General features: G+C 52.0%; 29 protein-coding genes and 3 pseudogenes. 10 read left to right on the forward strand and 22 right to left on the reverse strand.

The window, feature by feature from the left end; genetic code table 11:
* The first annotated feature begins 256 nt into the window (after nt 1-256).
* Complete coding sequence (locus HZ99_RS14555; protein WP_034139959.1) at nt 257-1564, forward strand: MFS transporter; 1308 nt, start codon at nt 257-259, stop codon at nt 1562-1564.
* Between the two features lie 781 nt (nt 1565-2345).
* Here the strand turns inward: HZ99_RS14555 and HZ99_RS14560 are convergent.
* From HZ99_RS14560 to HZ99_RS14590, 7 genes and pseudogenes are all read right to left on the reverse strand, one after another.
* Nucleotides 2346-2675, reverse strand: a complete 330-nt coding sequence (locus tag HZ99_RS14560) for a DUF2790 domain-containing protein (protein ID WP_033902240.1) — start codon at nt 2673-2675, stop codon at nt 2346-2348.
* Nucleotides 2676-2907: 232 nt separating this feature from the next.
* Nucleotides 2908-4229: pseudogene (locus HZ99_RS14565) on the reverse strand (OprD family porin).
* Between the two features lie 164 nt (nt 4230-4393).
* Nucleotides 4394-5641: a TolC family protein gene (locus tag HZ99_RS14570; RefSeq protein WP_033902317.1), complete on the reverse strand. Its 1248-nt coding sequence runs from the start codon at nt 5639-5641 to the stop codon at nt 4394-4396.
* Nucleotides 5641-5943, reverse strand: a complete 303-nt coding sequence (locus tag HZ99_RS14575) for a DUF3240 family protein (protein WP_033902318.1) — start codon at nt 5941-5943, stop codon at nt 5641-5643. Before HZ99_RS14575 ends, HZ99_RS14570 begins: the two co-directional genes overlap by 1 nt.
* Complete coding sequence (locus tag HZ99_RS14580) at nt 5936-9022, reverse strand: efflux RND transporter permease subunit (RefSeq protein ID WP_186352427.1); 3087 nt, start codon at nt 9020-9022, stop codon at nt 5936-5938. The genes HZ99_RS14575 and HZ99_RS14580 overlap by 8 nt, the downstream gene beginning before the upstream one ends.
* Nucleotides 9019-10134: an efflux RND transporter periplasmic adaptor subunit gene (locus HZ99_RS14585; RefSeq protein WP_051422214.1), complete on the reverse strand. Its 1116-nt coding sequence runs from the start codon at nt 10132-10134 to the stop codon at nt 9019-9021. Before HZ99_RS14585 ends, HZ99_RS14580 begins: the two co-directional genes overlap by 4 nt.
* A gap of 35 nt (nt 10135-10169) precedes the next feature.
* Nucleotides 10170-10469 (reverse strand): metal-sensing transcriptional repressor, encoded by a 300-nt coding sequence (locus HZ99_RS14590; protein ID WP_033902319.1) that lies wholly within the window; start codon nt 10467-10469, stop codon nt 10170-10172.
* A gap of 513 nt (nt 10470-10982) precedes the next feature.
* Between HZ99_RS14590 and HZ99_RS14595 the strand changes: the two genes are divergently transcribed.
* The 3 genes from HZ99_RS14595 to HZ99_RS29390 all read left to right on the forward strand — a co-directional run bounded on the left by HZ99_RS14595 (nt 10983) and on the right by HZ99_RS29390 (nt 12595).
* Nucleotides 10983-11720 carry a HupE/UreJ family protein gene (locus HZ99_RS14595; protein ID WP_033902320.1) on the forward strand — a complete coding sequence of 246 codons (738 nt, stop codon included), beginning with the start codon at nt 10983-10985 and terminating at the stop codon, nt 11718-11720.
* Nucleotides 11721-11732: 12 nt separating this feature from the next.
* Nucleotides 11733-12374, forward strand: a complete 642-nt coding sequence (locus tag HZ99_RS14600; RefSeq protein WP_034139980.1) for a hypothetical protein — start codon at nt 11733-11735, stop codon at nt 12372-12374.
* Nucleotides 12375-12466: 92 nt separating this feature from the next.
* The gene (locus HZ99_RS29390; RefSeq protein ID WP_256675350.1) at nt 12467-12595 is read left to right on the forward strand and encodes a hypothetical protein; all 129 of its coding nucleotides are present in this window, start codon (nt 12467-12469) and stop codon (nt 12593-12595) included.
* 43 nt (nt 12596-12638) lie between these two features.
* Here the strand turns inward: HZ99_RS29390 and HZ99_RS27840 are convergent.
* A pseudogene (locus HZ99_RS27840) lies at nt 12639-12950 on the reverse strand (KUP/HAK/KT family potassium transporter); the annotation flags it as partial.
* On the opposite strand from HZ99_RS27840, the pseudogene HZ99_RS14610 reads away from it, so the two are divergent.
* Nucleotides 12945-13312 (forward strand): annotated as a pseudogene (locus HZ99_RS14610) (hypothetical protein); the annotation flags it as partial. The pseudogenes HZ99_RS27840 and HZ99_RS14610 sit on opposite strands and share 6 nt — an antisense overlap.
* 59 nt (nt 13313-13371) lie before the next feature.
* Here HZ99_RS14610 and HZ99_RS14615 read toward each other — a convergent pair.
* The gene (locus tag HZ99_RS14615; RefSeq protein ID WP_034139979.1) at nt 13372-14403 is read right to left on the reverse strand and encodes a GlxA family transcriptional regulator; all 1032 of its coding nucleotides are present in this window, start codon (nt 14401-14403) and stop codon (nt 13372-13374) included.
* 230 nt (nt 14404-14633) lie between these two features.
* Here HZ99_RS14615 and HZ99_RS14620 point away from each other — a divergent pair, with 230 nt between their 5' ends.
* Nucleotides 14634-15524, forward strand: a complete 891-nt coding sequence (locus HZ99_RS14620; protein ID WP_034139978.1) for an MBL fold metallo-hydrolase — start codon at nt 14634-14636, stop codon at nt 15522-15524.
* Nucleotides 15525-15624: 100 nt separating this feature from the next.
* The gene (locus HZ99_RS14625) at nt 15625-16167 is read left to right on the forward strand and encodes a cysteine hydrolase family protein (RefSeq protein ID WP_034139977.1); all 543 of its coding nucleotides are present in this window, start codon (nt 15625-15627) and stop codon (nt 16165-16167) included.
* A 235-nt stretch (nt 16168-16402) separates the two neighbouring features.
* Here the strand turns inward: HZ99_RS14625 and HZ99_RS14630 are convergent, their stop codons facing one another.
* From HZ99_RS14630 to HZ99_RS14645, 4 genes are all read right to left on the reverse strand, one after another.
* Nucleotides 16403-16681: a hypothetical protein gene (locus HZ99_RS14630; RefSeq protein ID WP_038443841.1), complete on the reverse strand. Its 279-nt coding sequence runs from the start codon at nt 16679-16681 to the stop codon at nt 16403-16405.
* A 53-nt stretch (nt 16682-16734) separates the two neighbouring features.
* Nucleotides 16735-17118, reverse strand: a complete 384-nt coding sequence (locus tag HZ99_RS14635; protein ID WP_038443843.1) for a hypothetical protein — start codon at nt 17116-17118, stop codon at nt 16735-16737.
* A gap of 90 nt (nt 17119-17208) precedes the next feature.
* On the reverse strand, nt 17209-17655 hold the full coding sequence (locus tag HZ99_RS14640) for a hypothetical protein (RefSeq protein ID WP_038443846.1): 447 nt from the start codon (nt 17653-17655) through the stop codon (nt 17209-17211).
* Between the two features lie 42 nt (nt 17656-17697).
* On the reverse strand, nt 17698-18090 hold the full coding sequence (locus tag HZ99_RS14645) for a DUF6957 family protein (RefSeq protein ID WP_051903165.1): 393 nt from the start codon (nt 18088-18090) through the stop codon (nt 17698-17700).
* 227 nt (nt 18091-18317) lie between these two features.
* Between HZ99_RS14645 and HZ99_RS27420 the strand changes: the two genes are divergently transcribed.
* A complete protein-coding gene (locus HZ99_RS27420) occupies nt 18318-18797 on the forward strand; it encodes a helix-turn-helix domain-containing protein (protein ID WP_050499464.1) in 480 nt (159 codons plus the stop codon).
* A 90-nt stretch (nt 18798-18887) separates the two neighbouring features.
* Here HZ99_RS27420 and HZ99_RS14655 read toward each other — a convergent pair whose 3' ends face one another.
* Nucleotides 18888-19349 (reverse strand): 3'-5' exoribonuclease, encoded by a 462-nt coding sequence (locus tag HZ99_RS14655; protein WP_038443848.1) that lies wholly within the window; start codon nt 19347-19349, stop codon nt 18888-18890.
* Between the two features lie 466 nt (nt 19350-19815).
* Between HZ99_RS14655 and HZ99_RS14665 the strand changes: the two genes are divergently transcribed.
* Together HZ99_RS14665 and HZ99_RS14670 are read left to right on the forward strand one after the other, a co-directional pair.
* The gene (locus HZ99_RS14665) at nt 19816-20151 is read left to right on the forward strand and encodes a hypothetical protein (RefSeq protein ID WP_038443850.1); all 336 of its coding nucleotides are present in this window, start codon (nt 19816-19818) and stop codon (nt 20149-20151) included.
* A gap of 117 nt (nt 20152-20268) precedes the next feature.
* The gene (locus HZ99_RS14670; RefSeq protein WP_038443853.1) at nt 20269-20820 is read left to right on the forward strand and encodes an arsinothricin resistance N-acetyltransferase ArsN1 family B; all 552 of its coding nucleotides are present in this window, start codon (nt 20269-20271) and stop codon (nt 20818-20820) included.
* Nucleotides 20821-20918: 98 nt separating this feature from the next.
* On the opposite strand, the gene HZ99_RS27845 is transcribed toward HZ99_RS14670, so the two are convergent.
* The 8 genes from HZ99_RS27845 to HZ99_RS14705 form a co-directional block, all read right to left on the reverse strand.
* The gene (locus tag HZ99_RS27845) at nt 20919-21101 is read right to left on the reverse strand and encodes a DUF1289 domain-containing protein (RefSeq protein ID WP_080727717.1); all 183 of its coding nucleotides are present in this window, start codon (nt 21099-21101) and stop codon (nt 20919-20921) included.
* 2 nt (nt 21102-21103) lie between these two features.
* On the reverse strand, nt 21104-21475 hold the full coding sequence (locus tag HZ99_RS14675; protein WP_038443854.1) for a hypothetical protein: 372 nt from the start codon (nt 21473-21475) through the stop codon (nt 21104-21106).
* Nucleotides 21476-21514: 39 nt separating this feature from the next.
* Nucleotides 21515-22429, reverse strand: a complete 915-nt coding sequence (gene dmeF / locus HZ99_RS14680; RefSeq protein WP_038443855.1) for a CDF family Co(II)/Ni(II) efflux transporter DmeF — start codon at nt 22427-22429, stop codon at nt 21515-21517.
* Nucleotides 22430-22448: 19 nt separating this feature from the next.
* On the reverse strand, nt 22449-22724 hold the full coding sequence (locus HZ99_RS27850; protein ID WP_080725266.1) for a metal/formaldehyde-sensitive transcriptional repressor: 276 nt from the start codon (nt 22722-22724) through the stop codon (nt 22449-22451).
* A gap of 284 nt (nt 22725-23008) precedes the next feature.
* Nucleotides 23009-23431, reverse strand: a complete 423-nt coding sequence (gene arsC / locus HZ99_RS14690) for an arsenate reductase (glutaredoxin) (protein WP_038443859.1) — start codon at nt 23429-23431, stop codon at nt 23009-23011.
* Nucleotides 23432-23451: 20 nt separating this feature from the next.
* Nucleotides 23452-24165, reverse strand: a complete 714-nt coding sequence (gene arsH, locus HZ99_RS14695) for an arsenical resistance protein ArsH (RefSeq protein ID WP_038443860.1) — start codon at nt 24163-24165, stop codon at nt 23452-23454.
* A gap of 47 nt (nt 24166-24212) precedes the next feature.
* Nucleotides 24213-24683, reverse strand: coding sequence for an arsenate reductase ArsC (locus HZ99_RS14700; RefSeq protein ID WP_003395039.1), 471 nt, complete (start codon nt 24681-24683; stop codon nt 24213-24215).
* A gap of 16 nt (nt 24684-24699) precedes the next feature.
* Nucleotides 24700-25983: an arsenic transporter gene (locus HZ99_RS14705; protein WP_007247284.1), complete on the reverse strand. Its 1284-nt coding sequence runs from the start codon at nt 25981-25983 to the stop codon at nt 24700-24702.
* Between the last annotated feature and the right edge of the window lie 8 nt (nt 25984-25991).

Here is a 25991-nt window from a genome sequence, read left to right on the forward strand (position 1 = left end):
ATCCGTGAGAGGTCTCACGCCCGGCAGCGTATGGCTAAGTGCCTTCACCGAGCAAGCGCATCCTGCTTGATTTCGCAAATATTCGATGAGCGACTGATCGGCTGCTTCTTGAGCTAATGCCGGCTCTAGTTTAGGATGACTTCATATCCCCCCCAGGGGGATACGAATCCTCGATAAGCGAACAACTCGTCGCTTTGTTAATTCGAGAAAAGCTCGGCAACCAACTGGGCGCGTGTGTCCTTATGTGAGATTTCTCATGCTGAAAATCTTAGCCAATCGAACCTACCGCCACCTCTTTCTCGCACAAGTGATTGCGCTTGTGGGGACTGGTCTTGCCACTGTCGCATTAGGACTACTGGCGTTCGACCTCGCAGGAGCCCAAGCCGGCGCCGTCCTAGGTACGGCGTTAGCAATCAAGATGACGGCATACATCGGCGTTGCACCGATTGCAGCGGCTTTTGCAGAACGTCTACCGCGTCGGGCAATGCTGGTTTCACTGGATCTTGTGCGAGCACTGGTCGCACTTGCACTGCCGTTTGTAACGGAAATCTGGCAAATCTACGTGCTGATTTTCGTCCTTCAGTCCGCTTCGGCAGCGTTCACTCCGACGTTCCAGGCGACCATTCCAGACATCCTGCCGGATGAGGATGACTACACCCGTGCCTTGTCACTATCGCGTCTGGCCTACGATCTCGAAAGTGTTGCCAGTCCGATGCTCGCCGCTGCACTGCTGACCGTGATCAGCTTTCATAATCTGTTCGCGGGTACGGTCATTGGTTTCCTTGCTTCTGCGGCTCTAGTCGCTACGGTGCTGCTACCCAAAGCGAAACAGGTACCACGACGCAGCATTTATGAACGAACCACCCGTGGTATGCGCATATTCCTAGCTACGCCCCGGTTACGGGGACTGTTGGCGCTCAATCTTACGGTAGCTGCCGCTAGCGCCATGGTGATCGTCAATACAGTAGTTCTGGTGCAGTCGCGCTTCGCTCTGCCTCAGAGTTCCACTGCTTTGGCCCTGGCAGCGTTTGGGGGAGGGTCGATGGTGTCAGCCTTGGTCTTGCCCAGGCTGCTGAAAAACATCAAAGACCGAACTGCCATGCTGTTCGGCGGAGGGATATTGGTCGCGGGTTTAGCGGTTGGCATTAACGTCACCACTTATAACTTGCTTCTACCACTATGGTTGGTGCTTGGGGTTGGCTACTCCCTTGCCCAGACTCCTAGCGGTCGCATCTTGCGTCGCTCAGCACATGCTGAGGATCGTCCAGCATTATTTGCTGCCCAGTTCGCCTTATCCCATGCCTGCTGGTTAATCACTTACCCTCTGGCGGGATGGTTGGGAGCACACTACGGCCTGGCCGCATCGTTCATTGCGCTAGCGGTCTTGGCAGCAGGCTCGCTTATCATGAGTAGCCTCATCTGGCGACCAGCTCATGATCGAGAAATCGTCGAGCACACTCATGATGAACTATCAGACAATCGTGCCCATGTTGACGACACCAACGCAGAAAGGCATGAACACCCGTATGTGATTGATGATCTACATCGTCGGTGGCCACGCTGATGGAGCGAAGAGTTCTCAAGCCTTCGAGTCCAGAGCAAAATTTAGTGATGCATCGACAAGAGCTGTCACATACAACTGGATGATGATCAGAAAATAGGTAAGCGAGAGGCTTTGGGGGATCATGAACCTCACCCGATTGAAACAGTTTTTTTTGATTTTCTTTTGTACCCGCTACATCGCTCGGCACTACCGGCGACTTGCATTGCTGGAAACGTTAGCCCTGGTAGGCGCGAAACGAAAAGTGCGTGCTATACCGGCAAAGTCGGTTGTCGTAGACACGGAGAAATGACACACGCTTATTCTTGAACGGAGGAACCTACACAATTTTGACCAAACGAAAGGACGCGCTTGTTGCGAGGCAGGCCTCCAATCATGTTGAGCACCACATACGAAACCGCTTCCCGCTGCATGCAAGCCTTCTAGCCTGGTGCTGGCTTAACTGGCCGTCATCAGCTTCGACGCAGCGGACATGGCAGTAAGCATTGGCATCAAGCGAATGGTGCTACTCTTTGTACGGTCTATTTGATGGTAGGGGAGGATCAAATTAGAGGGGAATGTGTTTAGGGGGGATCAGTAAGGCCGAGAACTCACGTCTCCATGCTCGAATTCAAACTAGCGCCAACCGGTATATGGCGAGCCGATAGAAACGCACTGTCGGCGTGCATATGAGCAGTCCGCTAACCCTCGGCCTACCACATGCCATGAAAGGATTTGCGATGGAGGCTGATAACGGCGAAATAGGCAGTGAAGCGTAGCCGAGGGGTCATGGTAAAAAATTGCGTTAACGCTTTTGGGGACAGTCGCCCTGCAGGATATATCGAATGGAGTGAAGCTTTCCTTGAGAGTCCTGATAACTCATATAGCTATCGACATTTCCACAATATTTTACTGGTGGGGAAACATGTATAGTCTTGGCAACGTCTAGCTTCATGCCATACACATAATCCTTAACTTCAGGAACTGGTTCGCCGACTTTGCTGGCATAATTCTCGAGCGCAACCTTGTTGGCGCGCTCAACCCTTTCAACGTCTGTCTTCGATTGCGTTTGCGCATTAATAAATTGCGACGCAAAAGCAAGCGCGATAAAAACTGAAATCTTAATAGTCTTCATGTCGTAACCCACACCCTTTAGTTTGAATTTGCCTTAAACCACAAGATTTGAATTAGAAAGCGCCCAAAGGGCGCTAGCTTTAACAGTGATCTAGACGGCTGAAAGATCAATCAGCCCCCAATCAAACTTGCACGCAAACATTCATAGCTAAAAATCTATAAAAATAGCGACGTGCAAATTAGATCAAGGCCAAGTTCACAATCAAATTTTGTTCCGTTTACGTCTAGCCCGCTTACAAAGAAACAAGAGGGTATTCTACAATTAGCCTAAACTCATCCAGGTCAGACTCAAATTGAGTCGCGCGTGTATTAGACTGGCGTATGCGGAATGACATATCTTTCATTTTTCCAGTTTGAACTACATATTTTGCTTCGATGTCGCGCTCCCACCTCTTTTGATTCACGAGCGGACTGCCCTCGGCATCACGGCGCATGTAGACACTATTCGCACTCGAGTAGTCAATATCACTACCTCGGCCATAACGCGTCATAAAGCTGAGTCCAGGAACCCCGTACGACTTCATGCTCAGATCATAACGCAGCATCCAAGATTTTTCCTTGGGGGCGTTGAAATCACTATATTGTATTGAGTTGTCCAAGAAAACAGAGTCGGATTGTCGTAAATAGTCGAAGTCGTTTTCGCCATTGTTTCGTTGGTGGGTTAAGGCGAGTGTGTGGCCACCAAACTGAACACCAAAACGCCCGCTCCAAATATTGGTATCAAATTCACCTAATAACTTCTTGCCTTCGTCAACTGCACGATAGTAATTAAAACCACCGATCAACGCGAGATTATCTGTGAGAGCGTAGCTGAGGTTCGTACCGAAATACGTTTGATTCCATACATCCTGAAGTTGGCCAGCATGCAACGCGAAACTTACGTTCTCATTTAGAACGTAGTCACCACCGAAATAGCTCATTCCTGGTGAGTTTACAGGGCCTGCGTAGAAGGTCGCAAAACCATCCCTCATATCGCTTGATACAGGCTGACTCATAGAATGGAGCCGGCCACCTTGCAATGTCAGGCCTTTGATGCTGTTATTGGAAAATATAGTACCTCTAAAAGACTCAGGAAGTAGACGCGAATCACCGTAATACACTACTGGGCTGGTAGGAAACACGTCGCCTACTTTGAGCTCCGTATCAAAGGCGCGAATCTTCGCGGCGCCTCCAATTTTAGTGTACTCATCACGGGCATCCCCGTTACTGTCAACTGGAAGAACATCAAACGAACTTCGCCCACCATTGCGTCCGCCACCAGTGTCCAATTTCAAGCCGATCATGGCGAAAGCATCTAGTCCGAAACCAATCGTCCCTTGGGTGTAACCAGAATTGAATTTCGCAATGAATGCTTGAGCAGTCGCCTCAGAATATCCCGCCCCCCTGGTGCAGTTTCACCATTACGATTATCCCTGTTGAAATAGAATGTTCTGCTGGTAACGGTAAATTTACTACCTTCAACAAAACCTTCTGACTTCTCTGCACTATAGGCGACTGAGCTAAACCCAGCTATTGCCGCTAATACGCCTGTTGAGATCTTGGTTATCCTAGTCATGTCTGCTCCGAAGATTTGGCAGTTTCTTATGATGACGGCCTTTTTTATAATGGTGATTGCAATGACCGCCACTCATTCCGACCTACAAACATAACCTCAAGATGATTGAAGAATTACAAATTTGAAAGAATTCCGGCAGCTGATTGCGCTGCCGGAATGGTGGCTCAACTGTGATCGAGATCCCAGATCCAGTGGGCATCAATCAGGAGGGATAAGTTTGTCTTTAACGTCTCTACTTGTGCCTCTAGGGCCGTTGTGGCTGCCGAAACGGATTGGCGGCGGGCTAAAAGCAATGATTGAAGATCCGCCTCCCCCAACTCATACGCTCGTTGAGTCTGGCTCTTGTTCGTTTCCATCTCCTGAGCTCCGTCCTTGGCAAGCAGATAGCTTTCAAAGGCGCCTTCAGCCAACGCCAGATTTTGTGTAATCAAGGTCGTAAGTTGTCGCTTAACAAGCGCTGAATCGTGCCTAGTAGCGTCTTCCTGCGCCAACGCTTGAGCATAACGCGCACTACGTGACCGGCTAGGTATTGGCATACTCACGCTGACGCCATAGATACGCTCTCTGTTACCCTGCTCAGAGTTCGTAAATACGCCAAATGTGGGGTCGGGTATTTTATCCGCCCGGGCACGTCCGGACAAACCTTCAGCGCGCCTTGCAGTTGCGATGGTGCGCCTCAGCTCATCGCTTTGCTCAATAATTCTCGCCGTCCAGGACTCATCATTTCCAGTAACTTTTACGGGAGCCGGCAGAGCGACTCGCGCTCGCTCAACGCCAGGAAACTTGGTGGTAAGCGCAATCCAAGTCGTAGTTGCCTTCACCTTTGCATCATTACCCGAGCGTAATTGATCGGAGAGCTCTGCCTTAGCGATATTCACGTCAAGCGTAGATGCGTCCCCCGCTCTGTTGCGTTTCTGCACTGCTGCCAGGCTATCTTTAGCCGACTCTACTCCTCTCGCCGCAATATCTCGGGCCTCCTCAGCAGCTTGCCAATCAAGCCAAGCTAACATCAGTTCACGGGCGGCTTCATGCCTAGCTTCACCATAACTAGCCTCCGCAATTTCAAGGGTTGCGGTACTGATATCCGAGTCAGCACTAGACTTTCCAGGGAGCCGTATGGTGCGCTCTACTCCAGCCGTCCACTCGTTATAGTTAGGCCCCCCCTGGACACGACGCTGCTGAGAGGTACCGTTAACTATCCATTCGTAAGGAGATCTTTTAATAATCCCCGCCTCCTGTATAGCCGCATCCAGACTGGCCCGGGCTGACTCTACTCGTGGATCTGCATCCAATAGCTTTGTCGCAATGCTTGCTGGTAAAATTTGAGCAGGTGGCAATGGCATTTCAAAAGACTGAGGCTGAGCCGCTCCACTGGCACCCAGTAGTAATACTAGAAGTAATAACTTTTCCATCACACCAGAACTCCCGAACGGTAAATAGGGGTCGACCAATAGCGAATACCCGAGCTAGTGAAAAGCCTCTCAAATTCACTAATCCAGAGTTCGAAGCGTTCCTCGTCTACCACGACAACGATTTCCGTTTCTTTAGCGCTTCCCATAACCTGCTCCGCAGAGTTCAACATGGAGTTGGATAGTCCATGTACTGAAACCACCCTGCTCGTAAAGACTCCGATGCTAGGATCACAAAGAAAATAGTCAGAAACCTTCTCTTCAAGACTTAGCGGCAAAAGTAGAGTAATTCGCAAGTTAGGCATTGGAGCTCTCCTTTTTCGAATGAGCAAAACGCAAATACAGTATCGGTAAGAGGAGAAGTGTCAATGCCGTAACAGTGATCAAGCCGCCTATCACTACAATAGCCAAAGGGCGTTGAATTTCTGAGCCAGGGCCCGTTGCAAATAGAAGTGGAACCAGTCCAAAAGCAGTAATAGAAGCAGTCATGAGGACTGGTCTTAACCGGCGCCTTGAACCTTGGATGACTACGTCTTTAATAGCCATCCCTTCATGATAGAGCTGATTGAAATAGCTGACCAAGACGATCCCGTTGAGTACCGCGATACCTAACAGTGCGATGAAGCCGACTGAAGCTGGCACTGACAGATATTCGCCAGTAACCCAAAGGGCAACGATACCGCCTACAAGTGCAAAAGGAATATTGCTAAGAATAAGCAGAGCCTGTCTGACGGATCCAAATGTCGAAAACAGCAGCACGAAAATCAAGCCAAGTGCGACTGGAACCACAATAGATAATCTCGCAGCAGCGCGCTGTTGATTCTCGAACTGCCCACCCCAAGTAATTGTGTAACCTTTGGGTAATTCGATATTTTTGGCAACCGAAGCCTTGGCCTCCTCAACAAAACCTACCAGATCCCTGTTACTCACGTTCGCAATTACTACGCCATATCGGCTACCCATTTCACGGTCAATTTTAACGGGGCCGTCCGCACGAACTAACTTGGCGACATCGCGCAGAGGAACAGACATTCCTGAAGGTGTAGTGATAATCAAAGCATCGAACTCCGCCGGTGAGGTACGAACACTTTTATCAGCACGAATCAAGATCGGCGTACGCTGATTGCCCTCGATCACAATGCCAGCTTGCTTACCTTCAATCTGAACTCTAAGTATGTTTTGAATGGTTTCAACATCAAGTCCTAATCGACCTGCTTGCAATCGGTCAATTTCGACTCGCAAGTATTGGACACCGTCATTTTGAACCGTATAAACGTCCTGGCTACCGTTGATTGTCTTCAGTAATTCTTCAATTTGGGTTCCGAGCTTATTGAGTGTGCCAAGGTCTGGGCCATATACCTTCACGGCCAAGTCGCCCCGAACACCAATAATCATTTCAGATACACGCATTTCGATAGGCTGAGTAAAGCTGTATTCGATACCAGGTAAATTATCTAGAACTTTACGAATCTCATTCAGCAAATCTTCCTTAGAGCTCATGCGCCACTGGTCTTTTGGCTTGAGCAGCAAATAGGTGTCAGTCTGATTGAGACCCATAGGATCCAAACCAATCTCATCAGAGCCAGCGCGAGCTACAACTCCTTTTATCTCTGGTATAGCCGTCATCAACGCCATTTGAATCTTTTTATCCAGCTCGGCAGTTTGCTCGAGACTGATGGATGGCAATTTCTCTATACCCACGATCAAGTCCCCTTCATCCATTGTAGGCATAAAGGTTTTACCGACTTGTGTGTACACAATCCCAGCGGCTAAAAGCATAACTGCAGCACCAACAAACACTACTTTTTGCTTCTGCATGCCCCAACTCAAAATCGGGTTATAGAGCCCTAGAAGCTTTCTCGCCAACCAAGGATCTTCATGCTTTACCTCTTTTAAAAAATAAGATGAAAGCACAGGTATAACAGTTAAGGAAAGCAGCAACGACCCTGCCAGTGCAAAAGCAATCGTCAGCGCTACAGGGACGAAAAACTTGCCCTCAAGGCCTTGTAGGGTCATTAGAGGGAGGAAAACAGTAATGATGATCAAGATACCAGAAGTTACAGGAACAGCGACTTCTCGAACGGCTCGGAATATGAGATGAAGCCTTGGAACTTTTCCACGAGACTCATCGGTAGCCAGTCGCTGCACGATGTTTTCAACAACGACCACTGCCGCGTCGACCAGCATCCCGATTGCAATTGCTAACCCCCCCAAGCTCATAAGGTTGGCAGACATATTAAATAGTCGCATAAGGATGAAAGTAATCAGCGCCGCAAGTGGCAGCACGAGCGCAACGGTCAAAGCCGCACGAATGTTCCCCAAAAATAGTGCAAGTAGAATGATGACGAGTACGGTTGCTTCAAGTAAAGCTTTGAAAACAGCACCGACAGCTTTATCTACCAGAGACGAGCGGTCATAGAAACTCGTAATCGATATCCCTGCAGGTAAGGTAGGTGCTAACTCTGCCAATTTGTCCTGCACGCCTTTAACCACCTCACGCGCATTTGAACCAGCAAGGCCTAGTACCAATCCTTGCACTGCTTCATTGGTGCCATTCTGAGTTACTACGCCATAGCGTGTGAGCGTTCCGATCTGTACTCTCGCAATGTCGCTAACTCGAACCGGAGTTCCGGTCGTCGCACTCACCACTATATTTTTTAGATCGTCAAGCGAGTTAATGCTGCCCTCACTTCGCACCAATAATACTTCATCGCCTTCGGCCAAACGTCCTGCACCATCGTTCCGATTATTTATACTTAGAGCATTCGATAGTTGCTCCAGGGTTATTTTATTGGCTGCCATCTTCATAGGGTCAGGAAGCACCTCAAAAGTGCGCACCAAACCACCCAGGGAGTTGACATCGGCAACTCCAGGCACTGTCCGCAGCGCCGGCCTAATTACCCAGTCCAACAAGCTTCGGCGTTCTACCAGCGATAAAGAGTCTCCGTCGACCGTAAACATGAACATTTCCCCTAACGGGGTAGTGATAGGAGCCATGCCACCGGAAATACCCTCCGGTAAACTGTCCGACAGATTTCCGAGTCGCTCAGCAACCTGTTGGCGAGCCCAGAAAATGTCGATGCCATCCTGAAAATCGATGGTGACGTCTACCAGACCATATTTCGTCACTGATCGAAGTGTTTTGGTGTTCGGAATGCCAAGCATCTCAACTTCGACGGGTACTGCGATACGACTCTCTACCTCTTCCGGCGTCATGCCGGGGGCTTTCATAATAATTTTAACTTGAGTGCTTGCAACGTCTGGAAACGCATCAATCGGCAGGCCGCGATAGGCATACCAACCCGCAGCAGAAATCAAAACCGTAACCAAAATTATAAATAATCGTTGGGCCAGAGAAAATTGAATGAGCTTGTTCAAAATCATTCTGCTTCCCCTTCAGCAAGCCAGGCGCCTTTCAGCGCAATCACACCACTGATAGCTACTTGGTCTCGTGGTTGAAAGTCACCTTCAATTCGCACGTATTGGCCTGTACTGGCCATAACTTCGACAGGGCGGACTGAAAAGCCCTGCTCAGTTTTCACAAATACGACTGAGTCTGCCTTATTGCGAGCGATAGCGGACAATGGTAGATCCCAAGTATTTCCTGAAGATGCTACTGGAATATCGACTGAAATATACTCACCAGGCCTCAGCTTACCTTGAACGTTCTCTATTTCTGCTCGCATTATTACAAACTGATTGCCCGACGCTATAATGGGGCTGATGCTTTTAATTTTCCCTGATACATCTTTACCTACAACATTTACAATAGTACCTAAGCTTATATTTTGCGCAGCCGTTGAAGTGGCCTGTATATCTACCCACAGAACCTTGACTTGGGCGATATTCAATAAAGCTGTAGCAGCATCAACTCTCTGGCCGGGCTTCACCGAGATAGACGTGACAATACCGTCTTGAGCCGCCGCCAAAATAATTCCGTCCGAAGGCGAACCCGACTTTATAATTTTATCGGTGTCAGACTTCGAGAGACCTGCAAGTGAAAGTTCTGAGCGCACCTGTGATAGCGTTGCCTCAGCCTCACGTAAGGCTGCCTCCGCTTCTTGCGCCCTCCGTTGAGGAATAATGCCCTCTTCAAAGAGAGTATTTTCGCGGTTGTAGGCTTTTCTAGCGAGGCTTGCTCGAGATGAAGCCTGTAGCAATTCAAGCTGCAATTGGCTCATGGCGGGGCCTGTCAACCGCACCACCGGGTCACCTTTTGTTACAACCTGAAATTCCGAGACGAGAAGCTGCGAAACCATAGCCTGCATCGGTGACGTAACGATCTGTTCTGCGCCGGGAGGTACGACCACCTGAGCAGGGTAACGATTTTTTAGATCTCCAGAGTTACTAAGAACTGGTGCTGTCTGGATTCCCATCGTCTTCATCTGATCGGTGCTTATATTAAGCTGTTCAACCGCCCAGGCTTGACTTCCTAAAAAACAGGAAACCAAAAGCGTGATGTTCCGGCGAAGTTTGAAGCTAGTGGTTTTCGTCATCTTCTTTCCTAATAGCGAAGTTTGGCATGTTTAACCTAGAGGTATTTGGTGATTTGTTTGAACGCTTCCAACGGTGCGCGCTCGCCATTACCCAGTGCCGAAACGGTGTCCTCTAGACAGTGATCAATGTGATCCTGGATGAGCGTCCGCTTGGCTTGGCACACCGCTTTTTCTACAGCATGCAACTGCTGTGCGATGTCCACGCATTGGCGCCCCTCTTCGATCATGGTGATGATGCCTCGCAAATGACCGTCCGCCCGCTTGAGGCGCTTGATGATTGCCTCATGACTTTGGTGAGTGTGGGGATGGCTGTGTTCTTGTTCGTGTTCACTCATGACTTGAGGCTCAGGCTTCAATGAATTATGCTGGCATCCTATCCCCCCTAGGAGGATATAGTCAAACGTAAGAAAGCCCCATTCAACAGGTAGAAAACCGAACTCCATGTTCAGCAGGACACTGACAATAACGGTGGTAATCGCGCTTGCTCTCGCTATGTTGGTGGCTTGGGCCGGGCATACCTATTCGGTATCAGTGACGTCGACACAGCCAGCCTGGGAGATCACACAAGACGCCAATCATTCCCACGGCGAAGAGGCCTCATCCAGCTATTCAAGTCTTTCAGATCACTACCATTCGCCATTGACCCCTGATCATCAGCACGAGACGCCGCAACTCACTGCCGCGTTGATGCTGGCGACATCCCCTATGCTAGCCATCCGGGTCGATGCGCTTCGACACTCTGTTCCGCTGCCGCCGATATTTTTGATCGAGCGTCCACCCCGTCCTGCGTTCGCATCCTGACCATGGCCGCAATGCGGCCCACGATCACTGCAACGTAGGATTAATTCATGCATTCGTACTCAATGAGCGGTGTTGGCGCATTCTCTGCGCCCTCGCATCGCCCGCTATTACTGTTGTTTTTGTTTTTGGCGGCACTTTTCTTCGGCATGCCCGAAGCGATGGCGCATGCCGTCGCTGAAGGTGACAAGGGTTTCATCCAAGAAAGCACCGGAATCATGTTGTTGCCGTTCATCTATATGGGCGCCAAGCACATGATGACGGGCTACGATCACTTGCTGTTCCTGTTCGGAGTAATCTTCTTCCTCTACCGCCTGAAAGACGTGGGCCTCTACGTCACGCTGTTTGCGGTGGGACACTCGGTCACGCTGCTGCTTGGCGTACTTACAGAGGTCAGCATCAGCTCGTACATCATCGACGCCATCATTGGCTTCTCGGTGGTGTACAAGGCGCTCGACAACCTGGGCGCATTCCAGCGCTGGTTCGGTTTCCAACCCAACACCAAAGTGGCCACGCTGATCTTCGGCTTGCTCCACGGTTTTGGTCTGGCGACGAAGATCCAGGAGTACGAGATCTCGCCTGATGGCCTGATTCCGAACCTGATCGCCTTCAATGTTGGCGTTGAGATCGGTCAATTACTGGCCCTCAGCGCGATTCTCATCCTGATGGGGTACTGGCGTCGCACTGGTGGTTTTTGGCGCCACGCCTATACCGCCAACGTCGCCATGATGAGTGCCGGGTTTCTGCTAATGGGTTACCAAATCACCGGCCTGTTTCTCTCCGCGTAAGGAATTCTGACCATGTTTAATACTCCGCTTCCAACTGTTAATGAATTGCCAAGCACTCGCAAACTGGTGCGCTCGACTGTCATTGCACTGCTGACTGCTGTCGGTCTGCTGGTGACTGTTGTCATGCCTTCGGAATACGCCGTTGATCCAACAGGTGTGGGCCGAGCATTAGGGCTAACCCAGATGGGCGAACTGAAGATCATCCTGGCCCAAGAGGCTTTGGCGGATGCAACTCCGCCGCAAGCATCAGCTCCAGCTCCAGCTATGCAGGTCGCGCAAGTCCAGCCTGTTGCGAAACCTGTTGCTCAGCCGGCACCCACGCCAACTTCAGCTTTGAAGACGAATCAAATGAGCGTCACGCTCAAGCCAGGTGAAGGGACGGAAATAAAGCTCGAAGTCTTGAAGGGCAAGTCTGTTAGCTACGAATGGACTGCGGTTGGTGGGCCTGTGAACTTCGATACCCATGGCGAACCCTACAACGGCGAGAAGGGTTACTTCCACAGCTACAGCAAGGGCAAGCAGGTCAAAAGTGACAAGGGTGAATTTACGGCCATTTTTGACGGCACCCATGGTTGGTTTTGGCGTAATCGCAGCAACAACGACGTGACCATTGCACTTAAAACCAACGGCGATTACTTGAGCGTCAAACAGTAATTCAAAACAGCGATGGCTGTCCTGCTGCCGATAATTCAGCGCTCAGCCAGCACCAGACCATTTATTTCATCCAAATTTTGAAGAGTCCTTCCATGAAAATCCCAACCACCCTGTTTCGTTCGATGCTCCTGATCTGCTTCTTCGGCCTGATGACGGCATGCGGCGGTGGTGAGAAAGGAGAAACCTCCGAGTCCGCTGCACACGGACACTCACACGAGTGACACCCTGAATAGAACAAGGCCGCAGTTGCGGCCTTGTTTGTTTCTACATCTCAACCTGCGTACCCAGTTCGATCACTCGGTTCAGCGGCAAGTTGAAATATTTAAGGTTGCTGTTGGCGTTCTTCAGCAGAAAAGCGAACAAGCCTTCTCGCCAACGAGCCATACCGATCCGCTTGGTCGGGATAACGGTCTCGCGGCTAAGGACGTAGGTCGTACGCATCGGACTGAAGTCCAGCTCACTCAAATGACAAACACTCAAGGCTGCGGGTACGTCAGGCTCCTCGATAAAGCCAAAGTGGAGACTGACTCGGAAGAACCCTTCGCCGTAAGCTTCAACCTCAAACCGTCGACCCTGGGCGACAAAGTCCCCATCGTATTACTACCTCAGGAGTGGCTCGCCGGAGCGCTTCCACAGACTCAAAGCGTCAAAGATGCTGCCCTGTATTACTTCCTTCCCCACTGCACTGAAAAGACAAATGAGCCAAACAGCATTGGCCTTTGGCAGCAAGTCTATGAGCGCATGGGACTGAATTTACAGGTTCAAGCGAGCGGGTGCTGCGGCATGTCTGGTACTTATGGGCATGAGACAAAAAACGCCGGTACTTCAGAGGTGATCTACAAGCAGTCTTGGGCGCCGCTCGTGCCCCTGGCCGGTTATTGGCTGACAGATATTCTTGCCGAAGCCAAGTGAAACGGCAAGATGGTGTGACCGTCTAGCATCCCCTGCAGGCGCTGCGCGCTGTTGTCAGGGATAATGCAGCCTGAGCTCATGCGCATCAGTAAACTTTTGCCTGAGACTCAGTAAATGACTCGGCAGTGGGCCCACTTCCGTCTGCTTTTCGGCCCGGACTCATCTCACGAAAAAACGTACGCCGATATTCAGACGGCGACGTGCCAAGATGAACGCCGAATTGCTGCCTCAAAGATAAGGGCGTTCCGAACCCTGCCTCACCCGCCACACACTCAATAGGCAAGTCAGTCGTCTCCAACAGCTCTTGCGCCCTGACAACGCGCTGGGCGTTTAACCATTTTGAGAATGTGCTTCCGGTGGCTTCCCTGAATCGCCGAGTAAATGTGCGCCGACTCATTCTCGCCCTGTCCGCCAGCACGTCGAGCGACAGATCACTCGAAAGGTTCACACGGGCCCACGTTAGAACATCAGACAGATGAGTCTCGCTGGACAGTTGTGGCACAGGATGCTCCACGTACTGAGCTTGGCCGCCCTGCCTGTGCGGCGGCGTCACCAGCATCTTCGCGGTGCGATTCGCCACCCCAGCGCCGAGTCTCTGGCGTACCAGGTGAAGGCAACAGTCGATAGCCGCTACGGTTCCTGCAGAGGTTATGATATTGCCATCACTAACATAAAGCACGTCGGGTCTGAAACGAACGGCGGGAAAACGTTGGGCAAACTTTTCTCGGCCTGCCCAGTGAGTGGTTGCTTCTCTCCCATCCAGTAGCCCTGCATCCCCTAGCACAAACGCGCCCAAGCACAGCCCTACGATGAGCTTACCCTGCGTGTGGGCGAGCTGCAGCGCGTTCACAAGTTGCGCAGATGCAGCGACCGATGGATCAGCCCACGCTGGAATGACGATTACATCAGAGGCCTCCATCAGCTCCAGGCCTTGAGCAACCGCTAAGTCGAGACCTTGGTCGCTAGTAACCATACCCGGCGTCTCTGCGAAGTAATTGACCTCATACTGAGGTTCACCAGGTGCGGACTGCGCCGTCCCCAGCACCATTCCCGGCACGGAAAGATGGAACAGGCTGACGCCGTCAAAAGCCAGAACAGCAACACGTATGGATTGCATCAGTGATCCTCGAGGTAGCTGTGTGGCTTGCATCGAGCGCGCACAGGAATATATGAGCAACGGTCAACGGTGATGCATCGCGTGGGCGGTATAAGCAACTGATCCCGTGGACTCGCGGACAAGGCTGATCGTTTGGCCCGATTATATCGAAATATGTCATTCAGGCCACTGTTGACCTTTATTGCATTGAGCAAGAATTGAGGCATCAATGTATTAACAGGATTCACCCCATGAACTTCAAAGCTCTTCCCCTCGTCCTTAGCATTGCTTGCGCGGCAGGGGCCACCACGGCATTCGCGGAAACAACTACGCCGAAGCCGTCTGATGCATCTCATAAAGTGGGTTTGCAGGAAATTCGTAACGCCACCGTAAAAATCTCCTACGGCGGCACCACCTTCCTGATCGACCCGATGCTTGCCAAGAAGGGAGCGTATCCAGGATTTGAAAATACCTATCGGAGCAACCTTCGCAATCCATTGGTTGATCTGACCGAGTCGCCCGAAAAAGTGATCTCTGGTGTTGACGCCGTCATCGTCACTCATACGCATCTTGACCACTGGGACGATGCCGCACAAAAAGCACTGCCGAAAGACATCCCTCTGTTCACGCAGCATGAGGACGATGCGAAGTTAATTCGCTCCCAAGGTTTCAGGAATGTGCGCGTACTGACTGACGAAGCTGAATTCGGCGGCGTCAAAATCACCAAGACCGGTGGTCAGCATGGCACCGACGAAATGTATGCAGTACCCGCTTTAGCGAAGCCTCTTGGCGAAGCAATGGGCGTCGTTTTTCAAGCTACAGGCTACAAGACCCTTTATCTAGCCGGTGACACTGTCTGGCGTAAAGAGGTCGACCAGACCATTGAGAAATATCATCCCGAAGTCATCGTACTGAATGCTGGGAAAGCAATGATGACCGGCTATACGGGATCGATCATCATGGGCGAGGAAGACGTTTTACGCGCCTCAAAGGCTGCGAAGGACGCGAAAATCGTCGCAGTGCACATGGATGCAATTAACCACATGTCCCTGAGTCGTGAAGAGCTGCGCACATACGTCAAGAAGCAAGGTATCGAGAGCCGGGTCGATATTCCGGAAGACGGCGCTTCACTGGAGTTCTGACTCAAACCTTTTAGGTTCGGAATAAGGCAGGTGCTCTACCTGCCGACCTGAGCCTTCACCACCAATCCCTATGCTCGGATAATTTGACCGGAGATCGTTCATGAAACGTGGCCTTGTAGTAGTTGATCTGCAAAACGAATACCTGCCCACTGGCAAGCTGCCTTTGACCGGCATCGACACCGCTGTCGAGAATGCTATCCGGGTGATCAGCCACTCCCGTGATAAGGGATTTCCTGTTTTCCACATACGACATGAGTCCGCTGAAGGTGCTCCGATCTTTGCAAAGGGATCCACTGGTGCGGAAATTCAACCAGATGTAGCTCCACAAGGTAATGAACCTGTAATCGTAAAAAAACACATCAACGCCTTCAGGGAAACTGATCTGAAGCAGCAGTTGGAAGCCGCTGATGTTCAGGAAATCGTAGTCATAGGCGCGATGAGCCACATGTGCATCGACGCAGTAGTACGTGCGGCGGTGGATATGGGTTATCCGGTTACTGTGCTGCACGATGCCTGCGCCACTTTGGATCTCACATTTGGTGGTGTAAACGTTCCAGCCGCTCATGCACATGCAACGATGATGGCAGCCTTTGAGTTCGGCTATGCCACCGTCAAATCGGTGGACGAGTACCTGTCGGTCTAACCGCGCAACGACTTAACTTTGCGGGGCCCCATGGGGCCATCGCTTTCATCATCAACGCACTAGCAATTTGGTGGTTTAGATTTACTTAACTTGACGGCGTAATAATTGGCTGAAGCATCGACAGAGCCAGGGCCACTTAAAATCAGTGGCCCTGGGTTCGGGAAGCTTTCACAGCTTTAGTGCCTTGTCCGCCGCGATGCCACCGGGGGTGAGCACCCCCGAATCCATCCAGACTTCAGAAGTCTTCCTTTTCTTCCCGGATGTCGACCTCGCCCATAGCCCCCAAATAGATCTTTCGACAGGGCAACTCGGTGATGAATCCGATTTCGAAAAGCATCCTGGGGATATCCCTAAACATGCTCGACACCTCCCATTTCTCAGTGAACGGCTTCATTGTCTCTGCAACGAATGAGTCTAGGTCGAAGTCCTGCGTTGCGACAAATGGCCCTGCGCGGGCGTACCCTTCGAAAATGCCGGATGATATGCAGATGACTTCTCCGGCCTTCACGATCATAACCCCACCTTATGATTGTTCATGGGGCTTCATGGCCAGGATAAACACGACCATTACTGCAACACTTGCGGGGTGAAATGGCGCATCCCCTGTGAAAGCCGCAGAAACTCCCGCAAGCTCGCACGCCCATTGCCGCGCTGAAACGTCGCGATTACGTACCGCGAGTTCACGGTTGTCAGTACCCAAAAACGGCCCTCGCGCTCCGCTTTAATCACGTCAGAAGTGCGGATCAAGTGCCCGTCGCCAAACCGCCCATACCGGTCTTTACGCTTGTGACCAAACACGACACCTAATCCAGCACGAGCCTTTATGGATACTCCGCAGAGATAGGCTGTTATCGGTTTGTCGAAGCCTTGCGCTTGTGCTTTTAGGATTCGTGCGAGATCGAAATCTGTATGTCGTTTTCCATGATAATCCACATCCAAAGTATTCAGCATAATTGTGCTCCTTTCGCAGCCCGTATGGGGTTACCAGGAAATCCGCACGAAACCATCTGCCCTGATATCGTGCGGGACTCTTGGAAAATTTCAGGCTGTACGAATCATGTTCACGTGATAGATCGGACGGACGTTGTTCAGTGCATCGCTGCTGAAGCCAGGTTGGTGAGAGCTGTGGTATTTGGAGCCGGTCTCCACCTCCAGCAGGCACACAACACACTCGTTTTGGTCTTCACCAAGCGTCACTTTGGTCAGTTTCTCCATTCGCCAAACTCCCGTGCCATTCATGTGGGCAGGTGTGACTACTTGCACCTCTGTGATGATCGTCTCAGCGTCTTGGGAAATCAGGAGTTGCTGAAGTCGAGGTTCGCTGTCGACCATCAGAACCGCCTCTGAAATTCGGCCCTTGGTCTTGGCCTGGACGGTTACGTGATACCAGTGATTACGAAGCACTTTGGATACCTGATGCCATTGGTACTGACCCTCACCGAACATGCCTGGTAGGCCCAGCATGTCGGCGTCGTGTGTTCTAAACATCGTATGTCCTTGGCCTGAAGGGGCTCCGATATAGAGCGCAGGTTAGAAGAGGGAGAAAACGTCTTTCAGGCTTGCGAGCTGTTCATGACCAGGGCCAATCAATACGTAAACAGAGTTTCTGGTCTCGAACGCAATACCGTCGTGGAGACCGGTGCACATGCTTGAACGAACCCAATCGCCGCGTTCGAAACGGCCTTGGCTGTCCTCGGCCACGTTGTGAGCAAACAGGATCATCGGGAGCTGGCCCGCTGCATGACATTTGAAGAGTTCGTCGCGGGTGACTTCAATGCGAAATATTGTCCAGTCGCGGACTAGGCAGTAAGGCTTTTTAGGAAAGCGTTCGACTGCTAAAGCTCGAGCTGCAGAGGTGCTCGACAGGCCCTCAAGTGGTGTCCGTGGCGCATTCATGAAGTCGGGTTCTTCGACGCTAGCCATAGGGCTTCCTTTCATTAATAACCGGGAAATTGACAATTCAATCCCGCTTGTTGTCGCTCGCACTCGAGCAGATGGCTCCCGCAAGCAAGGTGCTTAGCTCCGCTTACGGATGTATATGCATCGAAAAGCAGGCCTCAAAAACGCTGATGGCACCGTAATACGGATCATAGCCCGTGTTATGGTGCATCGCAATATGGCCTTATCCTCGATTTGCGTGGGGAAATGTCATGGAGGCCGCAGAAGCCCTAGCTGTAGTGGTGCGAGCACTGCGTAGAAAAAAAGGTCTTACGCAAGAAAACCTGATCACTATTGACCGTTCCTATTGGGGCCGAATTGAGCGTGGGGAGGTGAACATCACGATTGATGTGCTCATTCGTCTCGCAGCGCTGCTTGAGGTTGAGCCGGCCTCATTGATTCTCATGGCGACGTGTCTACAGTCCAACGAGCCGCTTAGGGAGGGGCTGAAGCGTTTGAATAAGCAACTAAATAGGATAAAAAAGGACAGCGTAGATATTGAGATGGAGTCGTTGGTAAGTGCAGGGAAGCTTCCTCCTGGTCGACCGGCGCGATCCGGAGCAGCGCAGAAAGCCGCAGAGGCAAATCGCCTGAACAGTGAGGGAGTGTCAGTGACTGAGATATCGGAAGCGTTGGGTCTGTCTAAAACTACTATTCGTAGGTATTTGACCAGCAAGTCCGAACAGGCCTGATTTTTGAATGACCAGCACCAGGCTGAAGATGCCTCAGGAAGGTATGCTGTGGAAGACAGCTTTAGCTCACCTTGGCCTCTTAGGACTTCATCACCCTTTCTTCAGATCGCTTTCGGTGAACATGCTAGCGATGATACGGGCGTCAAGAAGAGCGTGATGCGGAAGCGGAACCCCGTCACTTGTGGCATCCAGAGTGGTGCCGTCAGTGGGGTAATTCCGGACGTTCCTTGGCCATTTACCATCGTCATATGCGAGTTCGCAGAAAAGCTCCCAGTCGTACTGTGGAGCGTCTGTGACAATCTCCAGAACTTCGTCGAACGAGGCTAGGAAATCGAGCAGTGCACTTCTTGCCCCGATAGTAGGTTGTGCATTGCCACCGCCCCATAGCTGCGGAAGAACGATCTCTACGACGAAGTCGCTGCAATCTTCCTCTCGCCATGTGTCGACCAATTCCACGTAGAATTCGCGTCCATCCTCAGCTACCAGTGCGAGTGATATCAGCTTCGCTGTGGCTGAGAGCCGGGTAAACTCGCAATCAAGAAAGAGCCTCATGTTGGAACTCCGTTATGACTAGGGCTCGCCTGGATATGGCGCAGGAGGGTCAGTTATGGGAGATGGCCCTCGAGCATCTCGGCTCAGACGGACTCCTCCAAGCGGTCATAGAAATGTGGAGCCGCGCCGGGTGCCCGTCCAGACCAGTCGTTGAGCATCTATCCCACGACAAGGTTAGCCAAGAAGTCTTGAATATACTGAAAATTGCCCAGGAACGAGTCGGTGCCTTCGTACCGGGTCGAATTCGGGCTGCAGGCACAGTCACCTTATACGCTCGTCACGCCAGCAGCTTGGTTGATGGGCTCATCACATTGCTACCAAAGGCGCAGCTTTCGCGTGCCCTGCGAGGCTCATGTATTGAAATCGAACTGGGGATTTAACGTCCAAGCAGTTTCCCGATGGACGCCGGTCAGCAGCAATCCTTGTAGAATTTTACCAGTGAAGTGCCACCCCTTTGAGATGCTCTATGAACTCTGAATTAACCGAAGAAGAAATGCGTCGTGCCCTTTTTGGTACGCCTCAGCCAAAGGAGCAAGTTTCTACTCCGCTAGTGCTGGAGCCTGTGCCAGAGATCGTTTTCACGAAGCCCGCAGAGGCTCCACTAGCCAAGAAGAAAGTGACGAAGGCGTTTACGCCCAGGCTGCGGGTCACGCTCCGGGTTGGGAACGAGTTTGAGGGGAAAATGACCGAGTTGATTCACGAGGCTGATACGTTGAGCTCGTTGCTTGCGGAGCAGGAGGCCGTGAGGGCTGCAAGGAAGAAGTACAAATATGTTGAGGTCGTATCAGTCAGATCGATGTAGAGGCCTAGCTGAACTACTCAGGCGAATGGTGGCGCTCATAACATCTTCACATTTCGACCATGTCCAAGGCTGATCTAAAAAGGGTAATGTTCAGCTTTCGAATCAGGGACGACTTGCATGGCTTTGAAAATCCGTACGGCGACGGTAGCAGACGCTGTAGCCATCCAGCGCATTTACGCCCCCATCGTTTCGACAACGGCCATCTCGTTCGAAGAGATTCCGCCAAGCGCTGAGGAAATCGCTCAGCGAATAGCGACAACGCTTTTGACATATCCCTACTTGGTGGCCGAAGAAGGTGGGGAGATCAAGGGCTATGCCTACGCAAGCCAGCATCGCGCTCGTCCGGCCTACCGATGGGCTGTGGACGTGACGGTGTATATAGCCGAGTCGGCTCGCCGGCAGGGCGTTGGCCGTGAACTCTATGAAACCTTGCTTCCGATTCTCGAAAAGCAGAGGTTTCGCGCAGCTTACGCCGGAATTGCGCAGCCCAATGAAGGAAGTGTCGGTCTGCACGAGTCGCTAGGATTCGTACACATTGGGACGTATCCAGAAGTGGGCTTCAAGCTTGGAAAATGGCACGACGTCGGTTACTGGAGGCTTGGGCTGTGTCAGGCAACCCCTCCGTTGGAACCCATTCTTTTCCCCAAGCTTGAGGTTGCATCGCAGTAGGTTCACTCGCTGTGCGTTGTGACTATCAGACTTCGGCAGTGAGGTGGCCTTGCAGCTGCTTGAGCACAGCTCGGGCAACGGTCATCCTGTGGAAGTGACTAACCTTGCGCTTTTTTCAGCCCTTTCAATCGCACGTTCGCTCTTTGCACAGCTGCCATTTTTTCAGGCCGCTTCATGCGTTTCCACTTTCTAATGTCTTCCTTGCTGCGCCCGCAACTCACACAGAGATCACCACTTAGCTGGCAAGTCGAGATACAGGGATTTTCGATTTCTTTAGCCATTGTCAGTCCCCTTTAGTCGCGCCTGATTGAGCAAGGCGATTTTTCCAGTTGCCACCATGCGTGCGCTGGCACTCCTCCTCAGAGTCAAAGCAGACATAGCGGTCTGAAAGGTTCAGATCGATGTCGGCCTCGTTCAACGCGATAGAGGTCAACTCAACAATGCGCGCCTTCGCTATAGCCTGGGCGAGCTTCTTGTCAGCCAGTGTTTCGAACACCCAGACTACCTTGAGGGTTTCACTCAACGCATTCAGGTCGGCGGTGTGAGTGAGCCACGTAAATCCTTCGATCTCCCCTTTTGCTGTTTCGCACGCTTCGGTGAGGGTAGTAATTAATCGACGTTCGATACGCGCAAGCTCACGTTTCCCTAGTGGCATTAGGAGTTCCTATGAAGTCGAGGTTGGGGAGCCGGTGAATCAAACTAATCGAAACTCGACCGTAAGGTGGCTGACTTCGTGGACAGGCTTCAGTCGTTCACGAATGCTTTCAGCGTTCAAAGTGGATTCGCCGAGGACGCTGACAATAGCCGCATGCGCCTCTGGCCCGACCCGCCAGACATGCAGGTCTGTAATGGTTGCATCACCCGGCTTCTCAACCAGCTCGCGGATTTCATCTGCAACGTGCTCATCAGTTTGATCCAGCAGTACAGCCGAGGTGACGCCCATCAAACTCCATGCCCAACGCGCAATAACTATGGCACCCACAATGCCCATTACCGGATCCAGCCACACCCATCCGAGATACCGGCCAGCGAGCAGTGCTGCAATTGCCAGGACGGAGGTCAGAGCGTCCGCTATCACATGGACGTAAGCTGATTTCAGGTTGTTATCGCCGTGCCCATGATGATCATGATCGTGCCCATGACTGTGACCGTGGCCAAGCAGAAGCGCGCTCACAATGTTTACGATCAAACCCACAATCGCAATGAGCGTAGCGGTTCCGAATTGAACCTCCGTCGGCTGCAAAAGACGCATGACCGACTCTACGGCGATTACCAAGGACACCATGCCGAGAATGAGCGCCGATGCAAATCCACCCAGGTCTCCAACCTTGCCCGTACCGAAGCTATAACGACTGCTGGAGGCGTGGCGTTTTGCGTAACTGTACGCAACTGCAGCGATGCCCAAAGCGCCTGCATGGGTTGCCATGTGAAAGCCGTCGGCGAGTAGAGCCATCGAGCCAGTGATATAGCCGGCGACGATTTCGCCGACCATCATCACCACCGTTAGCGCCACAACCCAAAGGGTACGTTTGGCATTTTCTTCGTGTGCTGACCCGAGGAACACATGGTCATGTACGTGATTAATTTCGATGTTGTGGCTGCTGCTCATGAGCATGTACCTAGATTTTTCACTTGGAATAGCGGCGAATGGCTTCAAGAAGCTCTTCGACACCCTTGTTGCGCTCTTCATCGCTAAGCGTTGGGCTCGCTACATGCTCTCTGGCGTGATCCTCAATAATTTCGTCCATCAATCCGTTGATAGCTCCACGTGTGGCAGCTACGAGATGCAATGTTTTCGCGCAATCGGCATCCGATTCCAGTGCACGCTCAACGGCTTGGATTTGCCCCGCGATGCGTTTCACGCGCTTGAGAAGATCGTCTTTGTTTGAAGCTATATGGCCCATGGGAGAACCCCCTTTGACTGTGCATACGCGCATCATAGGTATACCCCCTATACCTATGTAAGCGCCGTTTGACGGAAAGCTCATAAACAGCTATTTGCCGAAACTGGCTTCAGATAGGAGGAAGGGCGAAACAGGATGATCAGGACTCTGCTATTGGCCGCTCTTTGCTATGATGTTGACAAAGCGAGCAGGTCAAACGAGATGCAATTGCTGGTTAGGTCGAATGCAGACGGTGGCCAAGTGGAGTGCGAATGGGACTCCAAGGCCACGTACTTCGGGTGGGATCAAACCCTGTTGCCATTCTCATCAATGACGACTTGTCCGTCTTCCTTGACGAAACTGCCGCTCTGCTCCTGAGGCAGAAGGTCGAGAACGGCCTCTGACGGGCGACACAAGCGTGTGCCCAACGGCGTCACGACGATGGGGCGATTGATCAGGATAGGATGAGCCATCATGGCATCGATGAGCTGCTCGTCAGTCAGCGATGCATCGCCCAATCCCAGCTCCTCGTACGGAGTGCCTTTGATACGCAAAAGAGCCTGCACTCCGATACCCATATCCCCAATGAGTCTGACAAGTGTGGTGCGATCAGGCGGGGTCTTCAGATACTCGATAACCGTCGGTTCTTCCCCGCTGTTACGGATCAACTCCAAGGTGTTGCGAGAGGTGCCGCATTCGGGGTTGTGGTAGATCGTGATCTGGCTCATATCGCTTCCTCGTACTGACGTTAGATGGAGCGCTGGTTGACGCGTTTGGAAAGCTCTTCGGCGGACTCTTTACGCTCGGAGTACCGATCAACCAAATAATCCTGGCGATCCCGCAACAGTAGGGTGAACTTCATCAGCTCTTCCATCACGTCCACGAGACGGTCGTAGTACGAGGACGGCTTCATACGACCTGCCTCGTCGAACTCGGTAAATGCCTTGGCAACCGAAGATTGGTTTGGGATGGTGAACATCCGCATCCATCGGCCCAGTACGCGCAGCTGATTAACCACGTTGAAAGATTGAGAGCCACCGCAGACCTGCATCACTGCAAGGGTCTTTCCTTGCGTAGGTCGTACAGCACCTATCGCCAGCGGAACCCAGTCAATTTGGGCTTTGAATACTGCACTCATAGAACCGTGACGCTCAGGGGAGCACCACACCTGCCCCTCAGACCATTGCATCAGCTCGCGCAGCTCAGCGACCTTGGGATGTGTATCGGCAGCGTCATCCGGAAGCGGCAGACCCGATGGGTCAAAGATCTTGGTTTCAGCGCCAAACTCATTCAGCAGGCGTGCCGCCTCTTGCGTGACTAACCGGCTGAATGAGCGCTCTCGCGTTGATCCATACAGCAGAAGAATGCGAGGTTTATGGAGCGAAGGCGTGCGAGGCGACAGTTGCTCCAGCGACGGAATGTCGATCAGGTCGGCGTGTACGTTCGGCAATGTGTCTTGCATATAAACTCCTACGGCGGCGCCTGGTTGGGTGCCGCCTCGGTTGATCTTTAAAGCGAACCGATGCGGTTCAGTTCAGCTTTCAACTGTTCAGCGCTGATGGTCTTCAGTGGCAGCGCAAGAAATGCGCTCACGCGCTCGTGAATTTTGGCGAGTGTGGTTTCAAAAGCTGCGGTGATCTCGGCTTCCGAACCGCTAGCGTCAGACGGGTCGGCCAGACCCCAATGCGCCTTCAAAGCTGGCCCAAAGAAGATTGGGCATGCCTCACCCGCTGCCCGGTCACAGACAGTGATCACGATGTCTGGAGGTGAGCCTTCAAAAGCATCCGAAGCCTTGCTGCTCAAGCCCGCCGTAGAGATACCCGCCGCCTCCAGCGTTTGCAATGCCCGTTGATTCACCCGGCCACTGGGAAAGCTTCCTGAGCTGACGGCTTCTACACCCTCGGGCGCCAAGTGGTTGAAAAGCGCTTCGGACAGAATGCTGCGGCAGCTGTTGTGGGTGCACATGAACAAGACTTTCATCAGACGATTCCTTGATTCAAAAACTGAGGCGCAGTGCCAGGGCGGACAATGTGGCGACGAGGATGGGCACGGTCAGCACGATCCCGGTCTTGAAGTAGTAACCCCAGCTGATCGTTATATTTTTCCGGGCGAGCACGTGCAGCCACAACAGAGTTGCCAAGCTCCCAATTGGGGTGATCTTCGGGCCCAGGTCGCAGCCGATGATGTTGGCGTAAACCATCGCTTGCTGGACAACACCATCGACTTCGGCGGCATGAATGGATAAGGCGCCTACCAAAACGGTGGGCATGTTGTTCATGATCGAAGACAGCAACGCTGTTAGCAGCCCTGTACCAAGGGACGCGCCCCAAACGCCATAACCGGCGAACACGTTCAGGATCTGCGCGATGTGGTCGGTCAGGCCGGCGTTCTTCAGGCCATAAACAACCAGGTACATACCCAAAGAAAAAATCACCACCTGCCATGGCGCCTCTTTGAGCACCTTGCTTGTGTTGATGGCGTGACCACGAGCCGCGATGACGTAAAGAATGAATGCACAGACCGCTGCAATGGCGCTGATTGGCACCCCCAATGGCTCAATGACAAAGAAGCCGATCAGCAGTAGTGCCAGCACCCACCAACCGGCTACAAAAGTGGCCCGGTCGTGGATTGCCTCGTCCGGATTGTCCAGTTGGTTGAGGTCATAGGTCTTTGGTAAATCTTTGCGGAAAAACCACAGCAGCATGGCTAACGTCGCCGCCACGCTGACGATGTTTACCGGCACCATGATCGAAGCATATTCGTTGAAGCCGATATCGAAGTAGTCGGCAGAAACGATGTTGACCAGGTTGGAAACCACCAGCGGTAAGCTCGCCGTATCGGCGATAAAACCGGCTGCCATAACGAATGCCAACGTAGCAGCAGGAGAAAAACGCAGCGCCAGCAACATCGCGATCACAATGGGTGTGAGGATCAATGCTGCTCCGTCATTGGCGAACAGGGCCGACACCGCTGCGCCCAGCAGGACGATAAATGCGAACAGCTTGCGGGTGCTCCCGCCTCCCCATCGGGCGACATGCAGCGCAGCCCATTTGAAGAAGCCTGCCTCATCAAGCAACAGACTAATAATAATGACCGCGATGAACGTTCCGGTAGCGTTCCAGACTATGCGCCAAACCTCCGGTATGTCGGCAAGGGTAACGACACCTGCCAGCAACGCCACGATGGCACCGAACATCGCACTCCAGCCCACCCCCAGCCCCTTGGGCTGCCAGATGACAAGGACGATGGTGGCGATAAAGATCAATACGGCAATCAGCATTTCATTAA

This window comes from Pseudomonas fluorescens, assembly GCF_000730425.1.
GTDB classification, from domain to species: domain Bacteria; phylum Pseudomonadota; class Gammaproteobacteria; order Pseudomonadales; family Pseudomonadaceae; genus Aquipseudomonas; species Aquipseudomonas fluorescens_X.

Excerpts from the sequence above, each read along its gene's own strand:
- HZ99_RS14635 (WP_038443843.1), bottom strand. The coding sequence starts at position 17,118 with ATGCTGAATACTTTGGATGTGGATTATCATGGAAAACGACATACAGAT.
- HZ99_RS14555 (WP_034139959.1), top strand. The coding sequence starts at position 257 with ATGCTGAAAATCTTAGCCAATCGAACCTACCGCCACCTCTTTCTCGCA.
- HZ99_RS14615 (WP_034139979.1), bottom strand. The coding sequence starts at position 14,403 with ATGCAATCCATACGTGTTGCTGTTCTGGCTTTTGACGGCGTCAGCCTG.
- HZ99_RS27850 (WP_080725266.1), bottom strand. The coding sequence starts at position 22,724 with ATGGGCCATATAGCTTCAAACAAAGACGATCTTCTCAAGCGCGTGAAA.
- HZ99_RS14640 (WP_038443846.1), bottom strand. The coding sequence starts at position 17,655 with ATGTTTAGAACACACGACGCCGACATGCTGGGCCTACCAGGCATGTTC.
- HZ99_RS14670 (WP_038443853.1), top strand. The coding sequence starts at position 20,269 with ATGGCTTTGAAAATCCGTACGGCGACGGTAGCAGACGCTGTAGCCATC.
- HZ99_RS14645 (WP_051903165.1), bottom strand. The coding sequence starts at position 18,090 with ATGGCTAGCGTCGAAGAACCCGACTTCATGAATGCGCCACGGACACCA.
- HZ99_RS14665 (WP_038443850.1), top strand. The coding sequence starts at position 19,816 with ATGAACTCTGAATTAACCGAAGAAGAAATGCGTCGTGCCCTTTTTGGT.
- HZ99_RS14600 (WP_034139980.1), top strand. The coding sequence starts at position 11,733 with ATGTTTAATACTCCGCTTCCAACTGTTAATGAATTGCCAAGCACTCGC.
- HZ99_RS14570 (WP_033902317.1), bottom strand. The coding sequence starts at position 5,641 with ATGGAAAAGTTATTACTTCTAGTATTACTACTGGGTGCCAGTGGAGCG.
- HZ99_RS14620 (WP_034139978.1), top strand. The coding sequence starts at position 14,634 with ATGAACTTCAAAGCTCTTCCCCTCGTCCTTAGCATTGCTTGCGCGGCA.
- HZ99_RS14590 (WP_033902319.1), bottom strand. The coding sequence starts at position 10,469 with ATGAGTGAACACGAACAAGAACACAGCCATCCCCACACTCACCAAAGT.
- HZ99_RS14655 (WP_038443848.1), bottom strand. The coding sequence starts at position 19,349 with ATGAGGCTCTTTCTTGATTGCGAGTTTACCCGGCTCTCAGCCACAGCG.
- HZ99_RS14700 (WP_003395039.1), bottom strand. The coding sequence starts at position 24,683 with ATGAAAGTCTTGTTCATGTGCACCCACAACAGCTGCCGCAGCATTCTG.
- HZ99_RS14630 (WP_038443841.1), bottom strand. The coding sequence starts at position 16,681 with ATGATCGTGAAGGCCGGAGAAGTCATCTGCATATCATCCGGCATTTTC.
- HZ99_RS27420 (WP_050499464.1), top strand. The coding sequence starts at position 18,318 with ATGGAGGCCGCAGAAGCCCTAGCTGTAGTGGTGCGAGCACTGCGTAGA.
- HZ99_RS14580 (WP_186352427.1), bottom strand. The coding sequence starts at position 9,022 with ATGATTTTGAACAAGCTCATTCAATTTTCTCTGGCCCAACGATTATTT.
- HZ99_RS14625 (WP_034139977.1), top strand. The coding sequence starts at position 15,625 with ATGAAACGTGGCCTTGTAGTAGTTGATCTGCAAAACGAATACCTGCCC.
- HZ99_RS29390 (WP_256675350.1), top strand. The coding sequence starts at position 12,467 with ATGAAAATCCCAACCACCCTGTTTCGTTCGATGCTCCTGATCTGCTTC.
- HZ99_RS14675 (WP_038443854.1), bottom strand. The coding sequence starts at position 21,475 with ATGCCACTAGGGAAACGTGAGCTTGCGCGTATCGAACGTCGATTAATT.
- HZ99_RS14575 (WP_033902318.1), bottom strand. The coding sequence starts at position 5,943 with ATGCCTAACTTGCGAATTACTCTACTTTTGCCGCTAAGTCTTGAAGAG.
- HZ99_RS27845 (WP_080727717.1), bottom strand. The coding sequence starts at position 21,101 with ATGGCTAAAGAAATCGAAAATCCCTGTATCTCGACTTGCCAGCTAAGT.
- arsH (WP_038443860.1), bottom strand. The coding sequence starts at position 24,165 with ATGCAAGACACATTGCCGAACGTACACGCCGACCTGATCGACATTCCG.
- arsC (WP_038443859.1), bottom strand. The coding sequence starts at position 23,431 with ATGAGCCAGATCACGATCTACCACAACCCCGAATGCGGCACCTCTCGC.
- HZ99_RS14585 (WP_051422214.1), bottom strand. The coding sequence starts at position 10,134 with ATGACGAAAACCACTAGCTTCAAACTTCGCCGGAACATCACGCTTTTG.
- HZ99_RS14705 (WP_007247284.1), bottom strand. The coding sequence starts at position 25,983 with ATGCTGATTGCCGTATTGATCTTTATCGCCACCATCGTCCTTGTCATC.
- dmeF (WP_038443855.1), bottom strand. The coding sequence starts at position 22,429 with ATGAGCAGCAGCCACAACATCGAAATTAATCACGTACATGACCATGTG.
- HZ99_RS14595 (WP_033902320.1), top strand. The coding sequence starts at position 10,983 with ATGCATTCGTACTCAATGAGCGGTGTTGGCGCATTCTCTGCGCCCTCG.
- HZ99_RS14560 (WP_033902240.1), bottom strand. The coding sequence starts at position 2,675 with ATGAAGACTATTAAGATTTCAGTTTTTATCGCGCTTGCTTTTGCGTCG.